This window comes from Candidatus Electronema sp. PJ (assembly GCF_048287395.1).
Lineage (GTDB): Bacteria > Desulfobacterota > Desulfobulbia > Desulfobulbales > Desulfobulbaceae > Electronema.
The window spans coordinates 77,284-94,957 of the sequence record NZ_JBLWEO010000082.1 but is presented as its reverse complement, the minus strand read 5'-3'; the positions used below and the strand labels follow the sequence as shown (position 1 = coordinate 94,957).

General features: G+C 54.8%; 15 protein-coding genes. All 15 read right to left on the bottom strand.

Annotated elements, in window-relative coordinates; translation table 11 throughout:
• Positions 1-210 precede the first annotated feature (210 nt).
• The gene (locus ACNKIB_RS13450) at positions 211-1,947 is read right to left on the bottom strand and encodes a radical SAM protein (RefSeq protein WP_417911084.1); all 1,737 of its coding nucleotides are present in this window, start codon (positions 1,945-1,947) and stop codon (positions 211-213) included.
• A 30-nt stretch (positions 1,948-1,977) separates the two neighbouring features.
• The gene (gene ftsZ, locus ACNKIB_RS13445; RefSeq protein WP_417911083.1) at positions 1,978-3,186 is read right to left on the bottom strand and encodes a cell division protein FtsZ; all 1,209 of its coding nucleotides are present in this window, start codon (positions 3,184-3,186) and stop codon (positions 1,978-1,980) included.
• Positions 3,187-3,260: 74 nt separating this feature from the next.
• Positions 3,261-4,538, bottom strand: a complete 1,278-nt coding sequence (ftsA, locus tag ACNKIB_RS13440; protein ID WP_417911082.1) for a cell division protein FtsA — start codon at positions 4,536-4,538, stop codon at positions 3,261-3,263.
• Positions 4,539-4,550: 12 nt separating this feature from the next.
• Positions 4,551-5,489, bottom strand: a complete 939-nt coding sequence (locus tag ACNKIB_RS13435; protein WP_417911081.1) for a cell division protein FtsQ/DivIB — start codon at positions 5,487-5,489, stop codon at positions 4,551-4,553.
• Entirely contained in the window at positions 5,489-6,427 is a 939-nt protein-coding gene (gene murB, locus ACNKIB_RS13430; protein WP_417911080.1) for a UDP-N-acetylmuramate dehydrogenase, read from the bottom strand. Before murB ends, ACNKIB_RS13435 begins: the two co-directional genes overlap by 1 nt.
• 129 nt (positions 6,428-6,556) lie before the next feature.
• The gene (locus ACNKIB_RS13425; RefSeq protein WP_417911079.1) at positions 6,557-6,688 is read right to left on the bottom strand and encodes a hypothetical protein; all 132 of its coding nucleotides are present in this window, start codon (positions 6,686-6,688) and stop codon (positions 6,557-6,559) included.
• A 141-nt stretch (positions 6,689-6,829) separates the two neighbouring features.
• Positions 6,830-8,227: a UDP-N-acetylmuramate--L-alanine ligase gene (gene murC, locus ACNKIB_RS13420; protein WP_417911078.1), complete on the bottom strand. Its 1,398-nt coding sequence runs from the start codon at positions 8,225-8,227 to the stop codon at positions 6,830-6,832.
• 42 nt (positions 8,228-8,269) lie between these two features.
• Entirely contained in the window at positions 8,270-9,367 is a 1,098-nt protein-coding gene (murG, locus tag ACNKIB_RS13415) for an undecaprenyldiphospho-muramoylpentapeptide beta-N-acetylglucosaminyltransferase (protein ID WP_417911077.1), read from the bottom strand.
• A gap of 51 nt (positions 9,368-9,418) precedes the next feature.
• The gene (locus tag ACNKIB_RS13410; RefSeq protein ID WP_417911076.1) at positions 9,419-9,655 is read right to left on the bottom strand and encodes a DUF4911 domain-containing protein; all 237 of its coding nucleotides are present in this window, start codon (positions 9,653-9,655) and stop codon (positions 9,419-9,421) included.
• A 248-nt stretch (positions 9,656-9,903) separates the two neighbouring features.
• Entirely contained in the window at positions 9,904-10,245 is a 342-nt protein-coding gene (locus tag ACNKIB_RS13405) for an IscA/HesB family protein (protein ID WP_417911075.1), read from the bottom strand.
• Between the two features lie 357 nt (positions 10,246-10,602).
• Positions 10,603-12,051: a TolC family protein gene (locus tag ACNKIB_RS13400; RefSeq protein WP_417911074.1), complete on the bottom strand. Its 1,449-nt coding sequence runs from the start codon at positions 12,049-12,051 to the stop codon at positions 10,603-10,605.
• A 347-nt stretch (positions 12,052-12,398) separates the two neighbouring features.
• Positions 12,399-12,722: a hypothetical protein gene (locus ACNKIB_RS13395; protein WP_417911073.1), complete on the bottom strand. Its 324-nt coding sequence runs from the start codon at positions 12,720-12,722 to the stop codon at positions 12,399-12,401.
• Positions 12,723-13,249: 527 nt separating this feature from the next.
• Positions 13,250-15,445, bottom strand: coding sequence for a DNA translocase FtsK 4TM domain-containing protein (locus ACNKIB_RS13390; RefSeq protein WP_417911072.1), 2,196 nt, complete (start codon positions 15,443-15,445; stop codon positions 13,250-13,252).
• A 51-nt stretch (positions 15,446-15,496) separates the two neighbouring features.
• A complete protein-coding gene (locus ACNKIB_RS13385; RefSeq protein ID WP_417911071.1) occupies positions 15,497-16,432 on the bottom strand; it encodes a D-alanine--D-alanine ligase family protein in 936 nt (311 codons plus the stop codon).
• A gap of 228 nt (positions 16,433-16,660) precedes the next feature.
• Positions 16,661-17,614, bottom strand: coding sequence for a GDP-mannose 4,6-dehydratase (locus tag ACNKIB_RS13380; protein ID WP_417911070.1), 954 nt, complete (start codon positions 17,612-17,614; stop codon positions 16,661-16,663).
• Positions 17,615-17,674: the final 60 nt, after the last annotated feature.

Below are 17,674 nucleotides of genomic sequence, written 5' to 3'. Positions count from 1 at the left end.
CTGAAGTCAGTGTGCAGGAGGGAAAAACGTCTGTGCAGCTCTGTAGGATGACTTTTACCCGCTGCACGGTCATTTTTCCCCCTTGCAGAACGATTTTGCTCCGCTGCATTATGACTTTTCACTGCTGCATTGTCATTTTTCACCGTTGCAGAATGATTTTTCCTCGCTGCACGACCATTTTTCACCGCTGCACTATGATTTTTCCCCGTCTCAGCTGCCGCAAACCCCGCAGCGGCGGCAGTGCGCGGTCTCGCAGGGCGCAGTTGCTTCTGCCCGCAAGGCCTTTTCTAGCTCGCGCTGGAGATACTCCTTCTTGATCCCCTGATCCAGCACCTCCCAGCAGAACAGCTCATCCGTTGCTCTTGGTCTGACTGCATACTGCCAGGCCGTCAAACCCTGCGCCTTCATGGCCTGCTTCAACGAGGCCTTGCCGCTGCCCATTGCCAGCAGGACTGGGGCAATCCGGCGGTCTGCCCGGGCAAACACCGCCTGCGGCAACACGGTTTCAGGCCGATCTGCCTTAAACTGCACGTTGTCTATGCCTGCCAGCGCGATTTTGAGATACTTAATGCTGTTGCTCAGATGCAGCAAGGCGGTTTTTTCACTCTGATCGCGCCCTGCTGCGTCTGCATCTAAGCCGCCGAACGAGAGATATTGAAAAGGAGTCCACGGTTTGGGTACAAAACTGTTGACCGACAAGACGATTTCACAGACCCGCCCTTTTTTTCTGCCTATCGGCAGGATGCAGTCCCGCACCTTGCGCACCAAGTCGGCCAATTCAGCCAAATCGTCCTGGGTTTCTGTGGGCAAACCGATCATCACATACAGCTTGAGGGTAAAAATCCCAGCTTCAATCAACGCGCCAGCTGCCCGCAGCAGATCTTCTTCTGCTAACCCCTTGTTAATGACCTGGCGCAGGCGTTGCGAGCAGCCATCCGGGGCGATAGCTGCTGATTTCAGCTTGGAGTGGGCAAGCAACTCAAGAAGGCGCGGGGAAATCCGGTCAGCGCGCAAGGAAGAAAAAGAGAGCGAGCAGTTGCTGGCACTCAGAAAGGCCGCGATCTGATCCAGGGTGTCTGCGTCAGCCATTTCCATGCCGAGCAAGCCAGCCCGATCAACGCCATTAGGCCGCGCCGCCAAACCAGCTAAGACCGCCTCGGCATCCCAGAGCCGAGGTGGGCGATAGATGAAGCCGGCGGCGCAGAAACGACAGCCTCGGCTACAGCCCCGGCCTAGCTCGGTCATATACATGCCGAGTTCAGCGTCTGGCGAGAGTAATTCAGAATGCGCAGCCTGGTTGCTGGTCTGCAACACGGCGCGGCGGACGCGCTGCGGCAAACCCGGCGCGGCAACAATCTCCCGTACCCGGCCTACATCATCATACGTGAATTTGTAACCGCTCGGCACATAGCAGCCAGGCAGCGTTGCGCCAATGCGGTGCAGCAGGGCGTGGCGGTCGTTGGTTTCAGCAAGTTCTGCCAGCAGCTGCGGCAGGATTGCCTCTGCCTCACCGATCACCATCAGGTCGGCAAAAAGGGCGAGCGGCTCCGGGTTCATAAACACCCCTACCCCGCCGAAAATGACTAGCGGATTGCCAGCAGCAACTAGCTTACTGCGGTCAGCCGCATAAGGCGCAATCCCGCCCGCAGCCAGCATTGCTGCGAGCCGGGGATAATCGTGTTCAAAACTAATGGAAGCAAAGACGAGGGGGAAATCAGACAGGGGGCGACCAGATTCCAGCGAGCGGAACACCTGCTCCTCAGCCTGCGGATACACAAAACGTTCGCAGACAAGGTGGTCAACTTGGTTCAGCAAGCGGTACACCAGCTGAAAACCAAGGTTAGAAACAGCTACGGCATAGGTATGCGGATACAGCAAAGCAGCCGCCAGGCGGCCCTTCCACTTTTTGCGGACAGTGCCGGTCTCTGCTGCGAGCAGGGCGTGCAAAAGGAAATCGTTGCGCCAGCGAACAGCGGCTTAGTTGGCCTTTTTGCGGATATAGGCCGGTTCATCCCATTCTGCCAAATCGTTCTGATCGTCAAAGACTGGCGTAGGCATGGGCCGCATCATGCCCTTGGGGGTTGGGTTGGGGCGAGCAAAGCTGACTGCGCGGTGTTCCAGGGGCCGCTCTGGCTCCTGGAGGATTTTCTCCTGCTCTAACTTGGCAGTAGCACCCTTTCTGCCTGCCCGTCCCACTGCATCCAGCTCTGAGATGGTGTCCGATTCCTCTTTTTTAGAGATACCTGTGGCAATTACCGTTACCCGCAGCTCATCGCCCATGTTCTCGTCAAAGAGCGCACCAATGATGATGTTAGCATCCTCGTGTGCCTTGTCTTGAATCAAGGCCGAAGCCTCCATGAACTCGTTCATAGTCATCGAGCTGGTGGCCGAGATGTTGATCAAGATACCCAGTGCACCATCAATGCCCACGTCTTCGAGCAGTTGGTTGTCAATGGCCCGCTTGGCGGCCTCCGCAGCTCGGTTTTCCCCAGACGCAGAGCCAGAACCCATGATCGCTGGGCCGACTTCCTTCATCACCGTTTTCAGGTCGGCAAAATCAACGTTGATGTGACCGGGCAGGTTGATCAGGTCCGTGATTCCCTTGACAGCCTGGAGGAGCACATCGTCAACCATCTTCATCATCTCCACCAAAGTGGAGTTCTTCTGCATCAGACCAAGGAGTCGGTCATTCGGCACCGTGATGATGGTGTCGGCGTTCTTCTTCAGCTCTTCCCAGCCAGCCTCAGCATTGCGCATCCGCTTCTTGGCTTCAAAGTAAAAAGGCTTTGTGACCACCGCGACGGTCAGCGCACCTTTTTCCTTGCTCAGTTTAGCAATCACTGGTGCCGCCCCGGTGCCTGTGCCACCGCCCAACCCGGCAGTAACAAACACCATGTCAGCATCGGCAATGGCATTACTCAAATCTTCCAGGCTTTCCTCAGCGGCCTTCCGCCCAACTTCAGGTTCAGCCCCAGCCCCCATGCCTTTGGTCACAGTCGGCCCGAGCTGGATGCGGATATCCGCCCTGGACTTCTCCAGTGCCTGCATGTCGGTGTTGGCAACAATAAATTGCACCCCGGCCAGTCGATGTTCGACCATCGTATTGATGGCATTGCCACCGCCGCCGCCGACTCCAATCACCTTGATTGTCGCCACTGCCTTTTCTTCCGCCATTCTGTATGACATACTTCCCTCTTTAAGCATTTTCGCCTACATCAGCCCGATCCATTGTACAGCTGCGCAGTCCGCCGCTCAATGCTTTAAATGATATTTTTCAAAAAATTTTTCACTCTACTGATCACGCTGCTGCTTTCCGGCAGCTGGATACTACGGGCGGTGCTGCCGTACAGCACCAGTCCGACTGCGGTAGTACAACGCGGGGATTCAATATCCTCCACCCTGCCGCCTACGCCTTGCGGGCAGCTAATTCGTACTGGCATGTCAAAGACCTGCTCGGCCAGCTCGACAATGTTGGCCAGCAGAGCTGTACCGCCAGTGATGACCATGCCCGCGTTAATCCGATTCCGGTAACCGGAACCGCACAGCTTCTTGTTCACCACCTGCAAAATTTCTTCAATCCGGGCCTCCAGGATTTCCACCAGCACCCGCTGAGAAACCTTGCGGGCCTTGCGATCACCCACGGTCGGCACTTCGATGATGTGGTTTTCCTTGATGAGAGAAGAAAGTGCGCCGCCATAGCGGTACTTGAGCAATTCAGCTTCCTGGAGCGGCGTGCGCAGGCCAACCGAGAGATCATTGGTCAGGTTATTACCACCAAGGGCCAGCTCCCAGGTATATTTGATCGTGCCGTTACAAAACACGGCCAAGTCAGTAGTACCGCCGCCAATATCGAGCAGAGCCACGCCCAATTCCATCTCATCTGGGGTAAGCACGGCCTTGGAAGAGGCTACAGACTCCAGCACCACTTCAGCTACATTTAGCCCGGCCCGGTTGCAGCTGGTGATCAGATTATGCAACGAGGTGATGTCAGCAGTAACGATATGAACATTAGTGGCCAGCCGCACCCCAGTCATGCCCATCGGATTCTGAATGCCGGTGTGGTCGTCAACCATGTATTCCTGGGGCAGGACATGGATGATTTGCTGGTTGTCAGAAACTTTGACGGTCTGCGCAGCCTGAATAACTGCGTCGATCTCGCGCTGGCGGATCTGCTGGTTGTTGATGGCGATAATGCCAGGCGAGTTGAAGCCCTTGACATGGGTGCCGGCAATGCCCACATAGACGGTTTCGATGTCACAGCCGGCCATGTCTGAGGCACTATCAATGGCCTGCCGGATCGCTCGGACTGTGGATTCAATATTGACCACCACGCCCTTCTTCATGCCTGAAGAAGCAGCTGTACCTACGCCGATGATGTTCAGGCAGCCGTCTGGAAAGACTTCCCCGATCACCGCGCAAATCTTGGTCGTACCGATATCCAGCCCAGCGACCAACTCGCCAGAACCGGTTTCCCGGACCACTGGCGTGACCGCTTCGGTTACCTCAGGTACCGCCTCTTTTATCTCCAGCTCTTCCATTTCGCACTCCGCCTATGGCTCCAAGCTGGCCACCAGAATGCGGCCAAGCTGGTAATCCATGCGAATTTCTCTGATATGATCAATCTTCTCTTTGCGATACAACCGCTCGAGCAGCCTGACGAGCTGATAATATCTGGGTTTGATATTACCACATCCTATATAAATAGGAAAGGGCCGTTCGGCAAGATAGGCAATAATTCCCTGCTCCCTGCTCACTCGTACCTCAGAAAGAGCCTGCATCGGCAGGATAGGATTACCCTGGGCAGTCAGTTGGAGAAACTGCACTGCGTCCGCTGCTGCGCCCTCGCGCAGGCTAAAGCCGGGCGGTATTCTAGGCAAGCTGATACCGGTGATCACGGGAAAATCCAAATCTTGGCCTGCCTCGACCGGAGCAAAGACAATGCCGTTCTGATCTACATAATGCAGTCCCTGCCCGCCCTCTAAATTGATCAGGGCCAGAGGTCGCCGCTCCTGAACCTTAATCAGAAGGGTATCCGGCCAGGATCGCTGAATGTTGACCCGGTCGATCCACGGATGCTGCCGGATGCGCTGCTTTGCCTCAGATAAATTAAAGCCAAGCAACGGCGCACCCTGCCGGATTTCGGCCAGGGCCAGCAGCTGCTCTTCGCGCACCGTTCGGCAGCCCTGCACCGTAATCTGTCGCACTCGGAACGCCCCTGAGTTTTCCAGCACCTGATAGCCGCGCAAGGCAGTCACGCCGAGCAGCACTGCCAATAACCCAGCAAGTAGTGCTGACCTGGACAAATATTCCCGCGCACTGCCGCGTTCTGTGCTATCCTTTCGATACGGGCCATTGTTGACTGGCGGTACAGACCATTTGGAACCAGCAATTGTTGCCCGGAAATTACGAAAGGTGCTGGAATGCCCTGGTCGGTGCCGCCGGTACCGCCGCCGGTTCGAGCCAAGCAGCGGGCTTTGCGATTTTGCCACTACGCATTCGCCTCCTGAATGATCTGCACTTCCGGCTCCAGCCAGATGCCGAAGCGGGCGAAAACCTCAGCCCGCGCCTGTTCGGCTAGGGCGAGGATGTCGGTCGCTGTCGCGCCGCCGGTGTTGACAAGGAAGTTGGCATGAACCGGCGAGATCATCGCCCTGCCGCAGCTCGCGCCTTTGAGACCAGCTGCCTCAATCAGCCTGCCCGCGAAATCGCCAGGTGGATTTTTGAAGAACGAGCCTGCCGAAGCTGCACCTGCTGGCTGCTTGCCTTTTCTCTGTACCAGATAAGCGGCACAGCGGCTACGGATTTTCTCTTCTTGATCATAATTCAGACCAAACCAAGCTGCCGTGATGGCTGTCTTGCCGATCTCTCCTTCCACAAGGGCCAAGTTGCGATAGCTCAGACGCAACTCCGCTGCCGAACTGTGCCGGATATTTCCCTCTTTGTCAACAAATTCTATGGCCAGTAGTCTCTCACCGACCTCACTGCCCCAGGCACCAGCGTTCATCCGCACTGCGCCACCGACAGAACCAGGGATGCCGACTAAAAATTCCAGCCCGGCCAAGCCTTGACCGCTGCACCAAGAAACCAATTTGCCCAAGGCGCAGCCTGCCCCAGCCTTGACGACAGTAAAATCCGGGCCGCGTTCCTGCACAGCAAAGGCGTTGAATTCTCCTTTAAGGCGGATGATGACACCAGAATACCCACTATCGGTCACGAGGAGATTGGAGCCGCGCCCGATGACGAAAAATTTAATTTCCTCTTCGGCGAGTAATACCAACAGGCGGCGCAGTTCTTCCGTCGATTGGACATCAACCAAAGCCGCTGCGTTGCCGCCTGCCCGCAAGGTGCAGTATTCGGCCATCGGCGCATCAAAGCGAAGTTGAGCCAAACCCGCTGTTGCCAGCAGCCTGCGCTGTTGCTCGTTCATAAGATCTCCTGCATAAATCAACAAGCCAGGGAAGAATACTGCTCATTTGCCAAGGAGTTTGACTCGGTAAGAAAGGAGTTCGGCTTGGCCAAACTGCTTTCCTAGTCGGCAATAAAGGAGTTTTGCCGATTAAAACTCCTTTCCTAGTCGGCAGAACTCCTCTACAGCCCACTCAAACTCCTTTGCTCCTCGGCCAGACTCCTTTTCTGTTGAGCAAAACTCCTTTCCTAGTCGACAAAACTCCTCTGCTGCCGAGTACAACTCCTTTGCAAATCGCTAGAACTCCTCTTTTGCCAAGCCGAACTGCTTTGCCAGCGAGCAAGAAAGGAACAATAATTCAGAGGGATGAAAAAAATACCGCCACAAAAGAAGCCGGTTCGCTCTCTGCTGCAATCTGATTGGTTAGGGCTTTGCGAGATCTTTTCGCTCCAGCAGCTCCAAGAGCTGCTCGCCGATCTGGACGATATTGCCTGCGCCCAAAGTCAGCACCAGATCGCCCGGCTCAATGAAATCACAGAGATCAGCCGAGAGCGTGGTCAGATTGCTGTGATGATGCGCCTGCCGCTGGCCGTGCCGCTTGATTGCCTCCAGCAAAGACGCGCTGCTCACGCCCTCGATGGGCTGTTCGCTGGCCGCGTAAATGTCGGTTAAGATGAGCACATCGGCCCGATAGAAGGCCGTGGCGAATTCATTGAACAAGCCCTTGGTGCGGGTGTAGCGGTGCGGCTGAAAAACCACCACCAAACGGCGATCAGGCCAGCCGTCACGGATGGCATCGAGCGTGGCGCGGATTTCGGTTGGATGATGACCGTAGTCATCGACCACGAGAATGCCCTGTTTCTCGCCCTTGATTTGCAGCCGCCGCTGCACACCCTCGAATTTCTCCAAGGCATGGGCGATAACCGGAAATTCAATCTCCAGCTCCAATGCCACGGCGATGGCGGCAAGCGAGTTGAGAATCACATGCCGACCTGGTGAATTGCGCCGCACCCGGCCCAGCTCTTTGCCCCGGAAATAGACGGAGAACTCGCTGCTCAGGCCCTTGCGCTCGATCTTGGCAGCGTGCAAATCCGCCTGCTCAGTGAGTCCATAGGTGATTTTACGCCGTTGAATGCGCGGCAGCAGGCTGGCAATGTTGGCATCGTCCAAGCAGAGCACCACCGCGCCGTAAAAAGGAATGCGGCTGATGAATTCGAGAAAGGTCTCTTTGATGTGGTCGAGATCGCGGTAGTAATCAACGTGCTCCAGATCAATGTTGGTCACGACCTCAATCACTGGCGAGAGCTTGAGGAAGGAGCCATCGCTCTCGTCCGCCTCAGCCACAAGGAATTCTCCCTCGCCAAGGTGCGCGTTACTGCCGCCAAAGCAGTCCACTTTGCCGCCAACGGCCACAGTCGGGTCAAGACCTGCCTCGTGCAGCACGGCTGCGGTCAGCGAGGAGGTCGAAGTCTTGCCATGACTGCCTGCAATGGCGATGCCATACTTTTTCAGGCGCATTAGCTCGGCTAGCATCTCGGCCCGCTGAATCACCGGAATCTGCTGCTCGCGGGCAGCCTGCACTTCAGGGTTATCTGCCGCCACTGCTGAGGAGACCACCACCACGTCCGCGCCCTCGACCCAGTCTGCCTGATGACCTTGGTGGATAATACCGCCGATAAGCTGGAGGCGGCGGGTGATATCTGAGCCGCGCAGGTCGGAACCGCTGACTTTACAGCCGAGATAGAGCAACAACTCGGCGATGCCAGACATGCCGATGCCGCCAATGCCGACGAAATGAATGTGCTTGTTCTTTTTGTACATGAAATCTTGCTGTCAAGAAAGGGCAGGCACAGCGACCTGTTCCTATGGGTTCTTTTCCATCAATGCCATGCAGTCAGCGAGAATCCGCTCCGCTGCGTCCGGGACAGCCATGCGCCGCATCTTCGCACCGAGCTGCGCCCGCTTGCTGCTGTCTTCCGCCAACTCCACAACTACCGAGGCCAGCTGCGCGGCAGTTAGTCCTGCTTCCCTATACATCAGCGCGCCACCGCCTGCAACATAATAGCTTGCGTTGGCCGCTTGATGATCATCTGCTGCGTGGGGATAGGGGATGAGAATGGCAGGCAAACCCATGACCGCCAGCTCGGCCAGCGAGGTTGCCCCGGCCCGCGCTACGGCCAAATCTGCTTGAGCGTAAATTGCTGCCATGTCTTTGATGAAAGGAAAAACTTCGGCTTCTTTAACACCTGCGGCAGCATAGTCTGCCCGCACCTGCTCGGCATCAGCTACCCCGGTCTGGTGAATTAGCCGGAAGGGTCGGTTCAGTTTTTCCTTGATGATGACCGCTGCCTCGATCATCAATACATTGATTCGATGCGCACCGAGACTGCCACCCATGACCAACAGGGTGAAAGGCTGGTTGCTTTCCTGCTGGCTCTGCTTTTTTTCCGCAGCAGCGAGAATTTCTTCCCGCACCGGATTGCCAGAGACCACGGTTTTCTGTAGCGGAAAAGGATAATCCCCAGGAATAGAGACGAAAACCTTGTTGACAAAACGGGCGGTCAGGCGGTTGGCGAGACCAGGGATGGCATTCTGCTCGTGGATGCAGGCCGGAATGCCGAGCAGCTTGGCTGCGAGCAGCACTGGCCCGGTAACATAGCCGCCCACACCAAAGACCAGCACAGGCTGAAACTGCCGAATCAGGCGGGCCGCCTCTAACACGGCCTTGGGTAGGCTGGCCAGGCTTCGCAGTCGGTGCGCCAAGCCCATACCTTTGAGGCCCATGCAGCTAATGGCCTTCTGCTGGAAATTCAGTCCGGCCAGTGCGTCGCGGTCGAGCTGCCGCTGCGTGCCAATGAACATAATCTCGCAGCTAGGAAACCGCCGCCGCAATGCGGCGGCCAAGGCGATGCCGGGAAAAAGGTGGCCACCGGTGCCGCCGCCAGTGATGATAATACGCATGGACTTTTTATCTCAAAATCAGCAGTTCAGCAGGAGAACTCTCTGGCTTGTTCAATCATGTTCCTGCGCAGGCAGGCCAAGTGCCTTTGTGCTTTTCTGGGTCAACTCATCGCATATCGCTGCCAGCAGCTGCCACAGTTCTGTATATCTGGATTTCGGCACGATGAGTCTGACCAATCCCTGCTGAACATCAACGGTGGAGAGGACAGCCAGGCCGTCATACCCTTCGAGGAGGAAGCGGAAGAGACTGATGCGGTCGGTTCTGATTTTTAGGAAAAAGGTGTGCATGGTAGTAGGACTTCCGCAATGAACTGATACATACGCCTCGATGATGCGCTAGATACTTTCCAGCAGTGCTGTCGTTTTTTCCTCTCTGCCAATATACACGATCCAAAAATTATGAACAGACTCTTGTAAGGCAATTTTGCGGCCCATTGTAAGCGACCATTTCTCGTCTTTTTCTCGGCAGCAGAAAACAAAAAGCCCCTGCCCTAAGAGCAGAGGCTTGCATAGAACAACCGCTATTGCTTTCTCAATCAATGGCCGCAGCCACCAGTGCTGCACGAGCCAGAACTGCATCCACCGCCTTTACCACCAAGCGGCTTGGCGGAGGTGACAGAGAAACCAGAGCGATAACCTGCATCCATAAAGTCCACCTTAATTGCTCCGCAGGTGGTCAGCAGGCTTTGTTCGACCAAAAACTGCACGCCGTCTTCCTCAAAGGTCTTGTCGTTGTCCTTTGGCTCATCCAGAGCCAATCCCAATGAAGGGCCTGCTCAACCGCCCTGCATCAGCGCGATGCGGACAGCCGAGTCAATGTTGTTCTGCGCGAGATATGACTTCAGATTCTCGACCGCAGAGATTGTTACCTCTAGCATGATAACCTCCTGTTGTTAATAAACCGATCTGATGTCCGGGCAGGATATCAGAGAATGTTTTTTGCAGAAACCGCAAATGCCTCGTGATAAAAAATTCCCCCTGCTTGGCTAGAACAGGGGGAACGGTCAAAGGAGGATTTGTGGCTTAACTATATGGTATGCGAGCGAGCCAGGGAAGTCAATGGTGCGCAGTACCTTTTTAATGAGATTTATTCCTACTGCCTCAAGTGCAGGCCAAACTAAGGCGTTGCGGATTAAGGGCGAAGCCACTGCTACGCCCCTCGCTGCAACTGCACCTACCTCATTTTCATCTGCTCAGTTCAGCGCGTGCAGCCCGCGTCCGTATCCAAGAAAAATTTACTTCCCCTGCTCTACCTTGGGTTCCTTCACTTCTGCGGCCAGCAGATCGGCAAACGGTTCCAGGTTCTTACCAGCTGCTGCGAGTAACTGGTGCTGGGCCTGATGGTAGCCGACAATGGCTTGGGCCAGCCGCCCATAGGTGGCAGTTAAATCGCGCTGGGCTTCATTGAGCCGGGTAAGCGAGGCAGCCCCGGCCTCATACTCGCTTTCTGCCAGCTTACGGTTCTCTTTGACCAAATCAACGCTTTCTTGTTGCAAGCGGACTTGTCTGGCCGCTGCCGCCAGCAAAGCAGCATCCTGCCGGATCTCTGCGGCAATGCTGTTACGCAGATCAGCGTAGCCGTAAGCGGCTTCTCGCTTCATTTGCCGGGCTTCTGTGGCTGCGGCTTCAATTGCGCCACCCGAATACAGGTTCCAGCTCAGATTCAGAGCAAGTGATGCGCCAATGTCATCGCTTTCCGGGAACAATTTTTTTTGGTTGGCCAACCCAGCCTGGCCGGTAAGTCGCGCTTTGGGGGAATTCTGCGCCTCAGCGACCTGAATCCCAGCCTCTGCAACCTTCATCTGCAAGGCCAACCGCTTGGCATCTGGCCGATTCTTCAAGGCTGCTTTGATCAGGGCCTCGGTGTCTGAAGCCGCGTTCTCGTCTGACGGCACAAAATCTTTTTCTAACTCGGCCAACTCCGGCAGAGCTGAATTCTCAAGGCCAAGCAGCGCGGCCAAACCATAACGAACCGCCTCGTGCTGCCGTTGGGCGACAATCGCGCTGTTTTTTGCCGAATTGACCTGCACTTTAATGTTCAATACATCGCCCCAAGAGCCAGTGCCAGCCTCAAAACGGTGCTGCGCATCCTTGAGTTGTTGATCGTAAAACTCCTGATCGCCAGCCGCAATGTCTATAGAGGCTTTGGCAAGCTGGGCATTAAAGAAGGCATCGGCCACAGCCGCGACTAACAGCCGTTGACTGTTCCGCTTGGCTTCTGCGGAAGACTTCTCGCCGTATTCTGCTTGATCTTGCTGAAATTGGCGGGCATAGCCATCAAACAGGAGCCAAGCACCTTGCAGACCAAGGGCACTGTTTTCGGTCAGCTCGCCCTCGTTATCCCCTGATACGCCAAAATTAGCCAGGGCATCAACGCTCGGCTGCTGTGTCGCCATGATCTGTTTGATTTTGGCCTTGGCCTGCTCAATTCTGGCTTGGGCTGCGCCGATGCCTGGATTCCCCTTCAAGGCCAGCCGCTGGGCAGTCTCCAAATCTAAGGCTTTGGCTTTGACTTCAACAACAGCAGGCACGGGTGCAGGGGCCTCTGGTGCGGCCACAACTTCTTTTTTCTCTGCCACAATCTCTTTTTTTTCCTCAGCAGGCTTCTGCGTTTTTTCTTCAGCCCAAGCAGAGGTGATGGTTAAACAAACCGCAAGGGCTGTCAGTAACATCTGGTTCTTCATGAAGTTCTCCTGTTGGAATCCTATTCATCGTCGAGAGAGAGCAAGGTGCTTCGTGACGACAGAAGCACTGGTGAAATCCTGGCTTGCTCTCCAGCAGAGAAATAAAGAGACGACGACAAGCATTCTCCTTTCTTCCCCACTCGCCAAGAATACCTCTCCTTCCTCTTCCTGTCTATCCAGTTTTTCCCCGCTCTCCCCTCCTTCCTGTTCTATTTCAGGAGGCTGCGTGGGTCGCAAATAAAAATAAATGAGGCGTTACCCAGAGCTGTTGGATAACGCCTTCCATATATTTATGCAGGACGCAGCCAGAGAGCCACGCCTGCTTGTTGTCCTTTTGCGGTACTAAATCATGAACGTTGCGGCATCGGGGATAAAATCCCAGCTAATGCCCCAATAGCTGCGGAACCCAGAGCTGTAACGACATCTGGCACATCACTTTCCAGATATATTGCACCAAGAACAGAGAAGAGTGCAATTGCGCCTAAGAAGCCCACCACTGTTCGATAGATACACTTATCTTGTTCCAAAGCACGGGGAGATAGATTCTGCTTAGTTTGCGCAAGCATCTTTTTAAGAACTTCTTCAGGATGATCTCGGAATTCATCCAGGACACCTGGTGTTTCCATGATAGTTTTCACCAGCACATCTGCTGATCTGAGCTTCTCTTCCATGATAATCTCCTCCTTAGGGTTTGGATGTCGTACACCATCCTTTCCTGTATCGCGGAATGCAACGATCTGTCAAGGAAATAGCTCATGGCTTCGTGCCACTAAGTTGCGCCCGACTAGGAGTTGGTTGCGGCGAAATGGCCAGGGCTGCTTGCTTGCTCGCACAAGGTTGCTGGCGAATTACCAAGAAGTTTGACTGGGTAACAGAAGGTTCTTGCTCGGCAACAAAAGGTTTCTGCCGAGCAAGAGAAGGTTGTTGTTAAGCAGAAGAAGGTTGTGGCCAAACAACAACTCTTTGTTGCCGAGCCAGAGAATGTTCTTGTTAAGCAAGAACTCTCTTCTGCTCGGCCAGAACCTTGTGTTGTTAAGCAAGAGAATGTTGTTGCTTGGCCACAACTCTTTGTTACTCGACAACAACCTTTTGTTACCAAGCCAGAACCTTGTATTACTCGGCAAGAGAAGGTTGTTACTCAGCCAAAAATCTTTGTTGCTCGGCAAGAACCTTTTGTTATTCGGCAAAAAAAGGTGTTTCAGTCCTGCGGGGCGAGCACTTCTCGAGGCCGAGAGCCATCAGATGGGCCAACAAGCCCGTCACGCTCCATCATCTCGATCATCCGGGCCGCGCGATTGTAGCCAACCCGCAATTTACGCTGAAGCATCGAGATCGAAGCCTGGCGAGTTTCCTTGACCACGGCCACTGCCTGATCATAAAACTCGTCATAGTCCTCCTCACCGTTTTCGCCGCCATCTGCATCCTCTTCAGCAATCTTCAGCATGGATTCATCGTACTCTGCCCCGCCTTGTTCTTTGAGGAAATTGATGATTCGCTCCGTTTCTACCTCGGAAATATAGGCCCCATGAATGCGTTTGAGCTTGGCTGCGCCGGGTGGGAGGAAGAGCATGTCGCCAAGCCCCAATAAATGCTCGGCCCCTGAGCTATCGAGAATGGTGCGCGAATCCACCTTCGATGAAACCTTGAAGGAAATCCGGGTGGGGAAGTTGGATTTAATCAGACCGGTTAGCACATCGACCGAAGGCCGCTGGGTAGCGAGAATAATGTGCATTCCAGCGGCTCGCGCCATCTGCGCCAAGCGAGCAATCGAGGTTTCTACGTCTTTGGAGGCCACCATCATCAAATCAGCCAGCTCATCCACAATGATGACAATGTAGGGGAGCGGGTCTTCGGCAGTTTCGTTGTAGGTAGCAAACGATTTAACCCGTGCTTCCTCGAGCAACTTGTAGCGCCGCTCCATTTCTCGCACTGCCCAGAGCAGAGCACGGCTGGCCATCTTCGGCTCAACCACTACCGGGTGCAACAAATGGGGAATACCCTCATACACAGACAGTTCAATCCGCTTGGGATCGATCATCAGCAGGCGCACTTTGTCGGGCGTGGCTTTATACAGGATTGAGCAGATAAAGGCATTGATCGCCACGGACTTACCTGCGCCTGTGGCTCCGGCAATCAGCAGATGCGGCATCCGCGCTAGGTCTGCAACGGTCGGATGCCCGACTGAATCAAAGCCCAAGGCAATGGTGAGGAAGGAAAATGAGTTGAGATATGCACCATCAAGCAGAATATCGCGGAGAAAAACCGTCTTGCGCTTGGGATTAGGGATTTCAATGCCGATAGCAGCCTTGCCAGGTATCGAACCCACGACCCGCACCCGATCTACCTTCAAAACCATGGCCAGATCATCGGCCAGATTAACGATCTTATTGATTTTGATCCCGGCAGCAGGGGCGAATTCGTAGGTCGTAACCACTGGCCCTGGCGAAACCCCGATTACTTCCCCTTCCACAGCAAAGTCAAGCAGCTTGGCCACCAGAATTTCACTGACCTCATAGTAGTGCTGCCGGTCAATGGCAATGTCTTCCTGCTTATTCTCCTCTAACAAGGTCAAGGGCGGCAGTTGAAAGTCCTTTTTCATGACCGGCTTTTTCTTGGGAAGAGGTTCTGGCTTTTCTGGCTTGACAGGCGGGGGCGTTGTCTCTGCTTTTACTGGCTCACGGACAAAGGGCAGCTTTTGCACAATGACCGATAAGCCGGGCAATTGTTTGCTGGTTGCGGCTGGTTCAGCGGGCAGCGGCGGCGGCAAGGCTTTGCGCTGCTCGCGTTCGTCCTTCCAGGTGGCCAGCTTTTCCCGCAGCGGCTCCTCTAGCTCAGAGACCTTCTCGCCAGCGGCCAGCAGTTGCTGCCACAGCCAAAGAGCAAAGGCAAAAGGGGAAAAACGCACCGCTGCCATCAGCGAAACCACGAGCAGCAGGAGCAGCAGTAGGGCCGAGCCAACTGCTCCCAGCGCATTTTCGAGGAGACTGTGGATCAGGTGGCCGAGAAAGCCGCCGGGCTGGATGAATTGAGACGGAAAAAGCAGCTGGCCTGCGCCTGCCAGCAGTCCAGCTGCCGCGAGAAGAATACCTGTCAGGCCAACAACTAGAAACGGCAGGCGGTCAAAGATACGCCGCGCAGCCAAGATAGCCGTCGCAAGATAGAAAAGCAGCAGGGTGAGAAAAAACGGGATGATGCCGAGAAAGGAAAGTAGGTAGCGGGCGGTGTAATAGCCAAAATGGCCGCACCAGTTCTCTGCTGGGAGTTGGAGAACGGGTGCTGGGCCAAGTAAAGGCAGGCTATAGCTGATTAGACTGAGGAGAAGGACAAGGCCGAGGAAGAGACAGGTGACAGCAACGGCTTCTTGCGGCAAACGGGCATGTTTTTGCTGGGGCATAAGGAAGAGGGCCAAAGCTGTTCGGTTGCACAAAACTGTTGGGCAAAGCTTTTACCGCTCCGCTGCCAGTGCCAGCTCAATCAGCCGATCAAGAAGAGCAGGAAAATCCAATCCTGCCTGCGCCGCAGCTTGCGGCAGGAGGCTGGTTGGTGTCATGCCAGGGATGGTATTGGTTTCCAAGAGATAAATTTCCTCCCCTTGGATGATCATGTCGGTGCGACTGCACCCCCGCAGCTGTAAAGCCTGGTGCGCCCGGATCGCATAGTCCTGCGCTTTCTCGCGGATGCGGTCATCGACCTCTGCTGGGCAGACCTCACGGGTTGCGCCGGGCGTGTATTTGGCTTCATAGTCAAAGAAATCGTAGCGACTGTCCGGGATGATCTCGACCAGCGGCAAGGCAATGAGTTGTTTGTTGCCCAATACGCCGACCGTGATTTCCCGGCCTTTGATAAACTCTTCGACCATAACTTGGCTATCGTGTGCAAAGGCTTGCGCCAGAGCCGCAGCCAGCTGCTCTGCTTGGCGAACAATCGACATGCCCAATGAAGAACCTTGCCGCACTGGTTTGACCACTAATGGCAGCTTGAGTTTGGCCAGCAACGGCGCAGGCTCGCTGATATGCTCCTTGGTTGCCATTTCCCAGGCTGCTACGGGCAAACCGTGCAGTCGGTACATGGTTTTGGCCAGATGCTTGTCCATTGCCAGGGCACTACCCAGCACTCCAGACCCCTGATAGGGAATGCCAAGCAGCTCCAGCAGCCCCTGAACTGTGCCGTCCTCGCCATGAATGCCGTGCAGCAGGATGAAGGCTACGTCTATCTGCTTTGCATCAGCGACCAACTGGGCAAGGTCTGTGGCCGGATCGTAGCGCACAACCTCGTATTTCTCCTTATTCAAGGCCTGTTCCACCCCTACCGCGCCGCGCAGGGAGACTTCTCGTTCCCCGGACGTGCCGCCAGCGATTAAGGCGAGTCGTAGTTTGTTCATTATGTTGGTTCTCTGGGTTATTTCAACCTACCAGACCTCCCAGAAAATCTGGGGTCTTGGCAGCTCTTAGCGTCCCGTCATCATAGCGCACATTTCGATCTGTTTCATCTTTTTCATGGCTGGCAGAACCTGTTGATCGGCTTTGACGGAAGGTTGGGCAGAGTTTATAACCTGCGGTATGCCAGCTGGCTAAAAAATACCCGGTAGATTTTCCAGGTACTCCTGGTGTTACCGCAGCATCTCCTTCATCATCTCCCGCACCACGTCTTCCAGCTGAAAACCAGCCTTCCAGCCCAGCTCGCGTTCGGCTTTAGCTGGATTGCCACAGCCTTTGCGGATGTCAGTCGGGCGCAAGAGCTTTTTATCTGCCACTACATGCTCGTGCCAGTCAAGGCCAAGCTCCTGAAAGGCCAGGGCAACAAACTCCTCCAACGAGCGACTGCGGCCTGTAGCGATGACGTAATCCTGTGGCCTTTCCTGTTGGAGCATCAGGTGCATGGCTTGCACGTATTCTGGTGCCCAACCCCAGTCGCGGCGGATGTCCATGTTGCCTAAATACAGCTTTTCCTGGCTGCCGCTGGCAATCCGACAGGCAGCAGCGATAATTTTAGCGGTGACAAAGCGTTCAGGCCGCAGGGGAGATTCGTGGTTAAAGAGAATTCCGGTGCAGGCAAAAAGATTGTAGGCTTCGCGGTAGTTGGCCACAAGCCAGTGGGCAGATGCTTTGGCCACAGCATAGGGGCTACGGGGCCGAAAGGGAGTTTCTTCGTCTGCCTTTACGCCACCAGTATCGCCAAAACATTCGCTGGAGCCAGCATTGTAGAACTTGATCTTTCTGCCGATAAAACGGATGGCTTCGAGAAAATTGAGGGCAGCTGTACTGATGCTCTCTAGTGTCTCTACTGGCTGCTCAAAAGACAAACCAACCGAACTTTGCCCTGCCAGATTATAGACCTCATCCGGCTCAACCTCCTGCAAGGTGTGGAGTACGCTGCGAAAATCGTTGACTGCTAAGGATAGCGTATGCACCTGCTCCCGGATGCCAAGCCGCTGGAGATTGGCAAAAGAACAGGTCTGGGCATCGCGGGATGCACCATAGACTCCATAGCCTTTTGCCAGCAGGAGCTGGGCAAGATAGGCCCCGTCCTGACCAGAAGCTCCGCTAATCAACACTTTTTTCATGAGACCTGTTGCGTAAGATTTAACGGTAGTAGTTTAGACAAAAGTACTACCGTAGTTTAG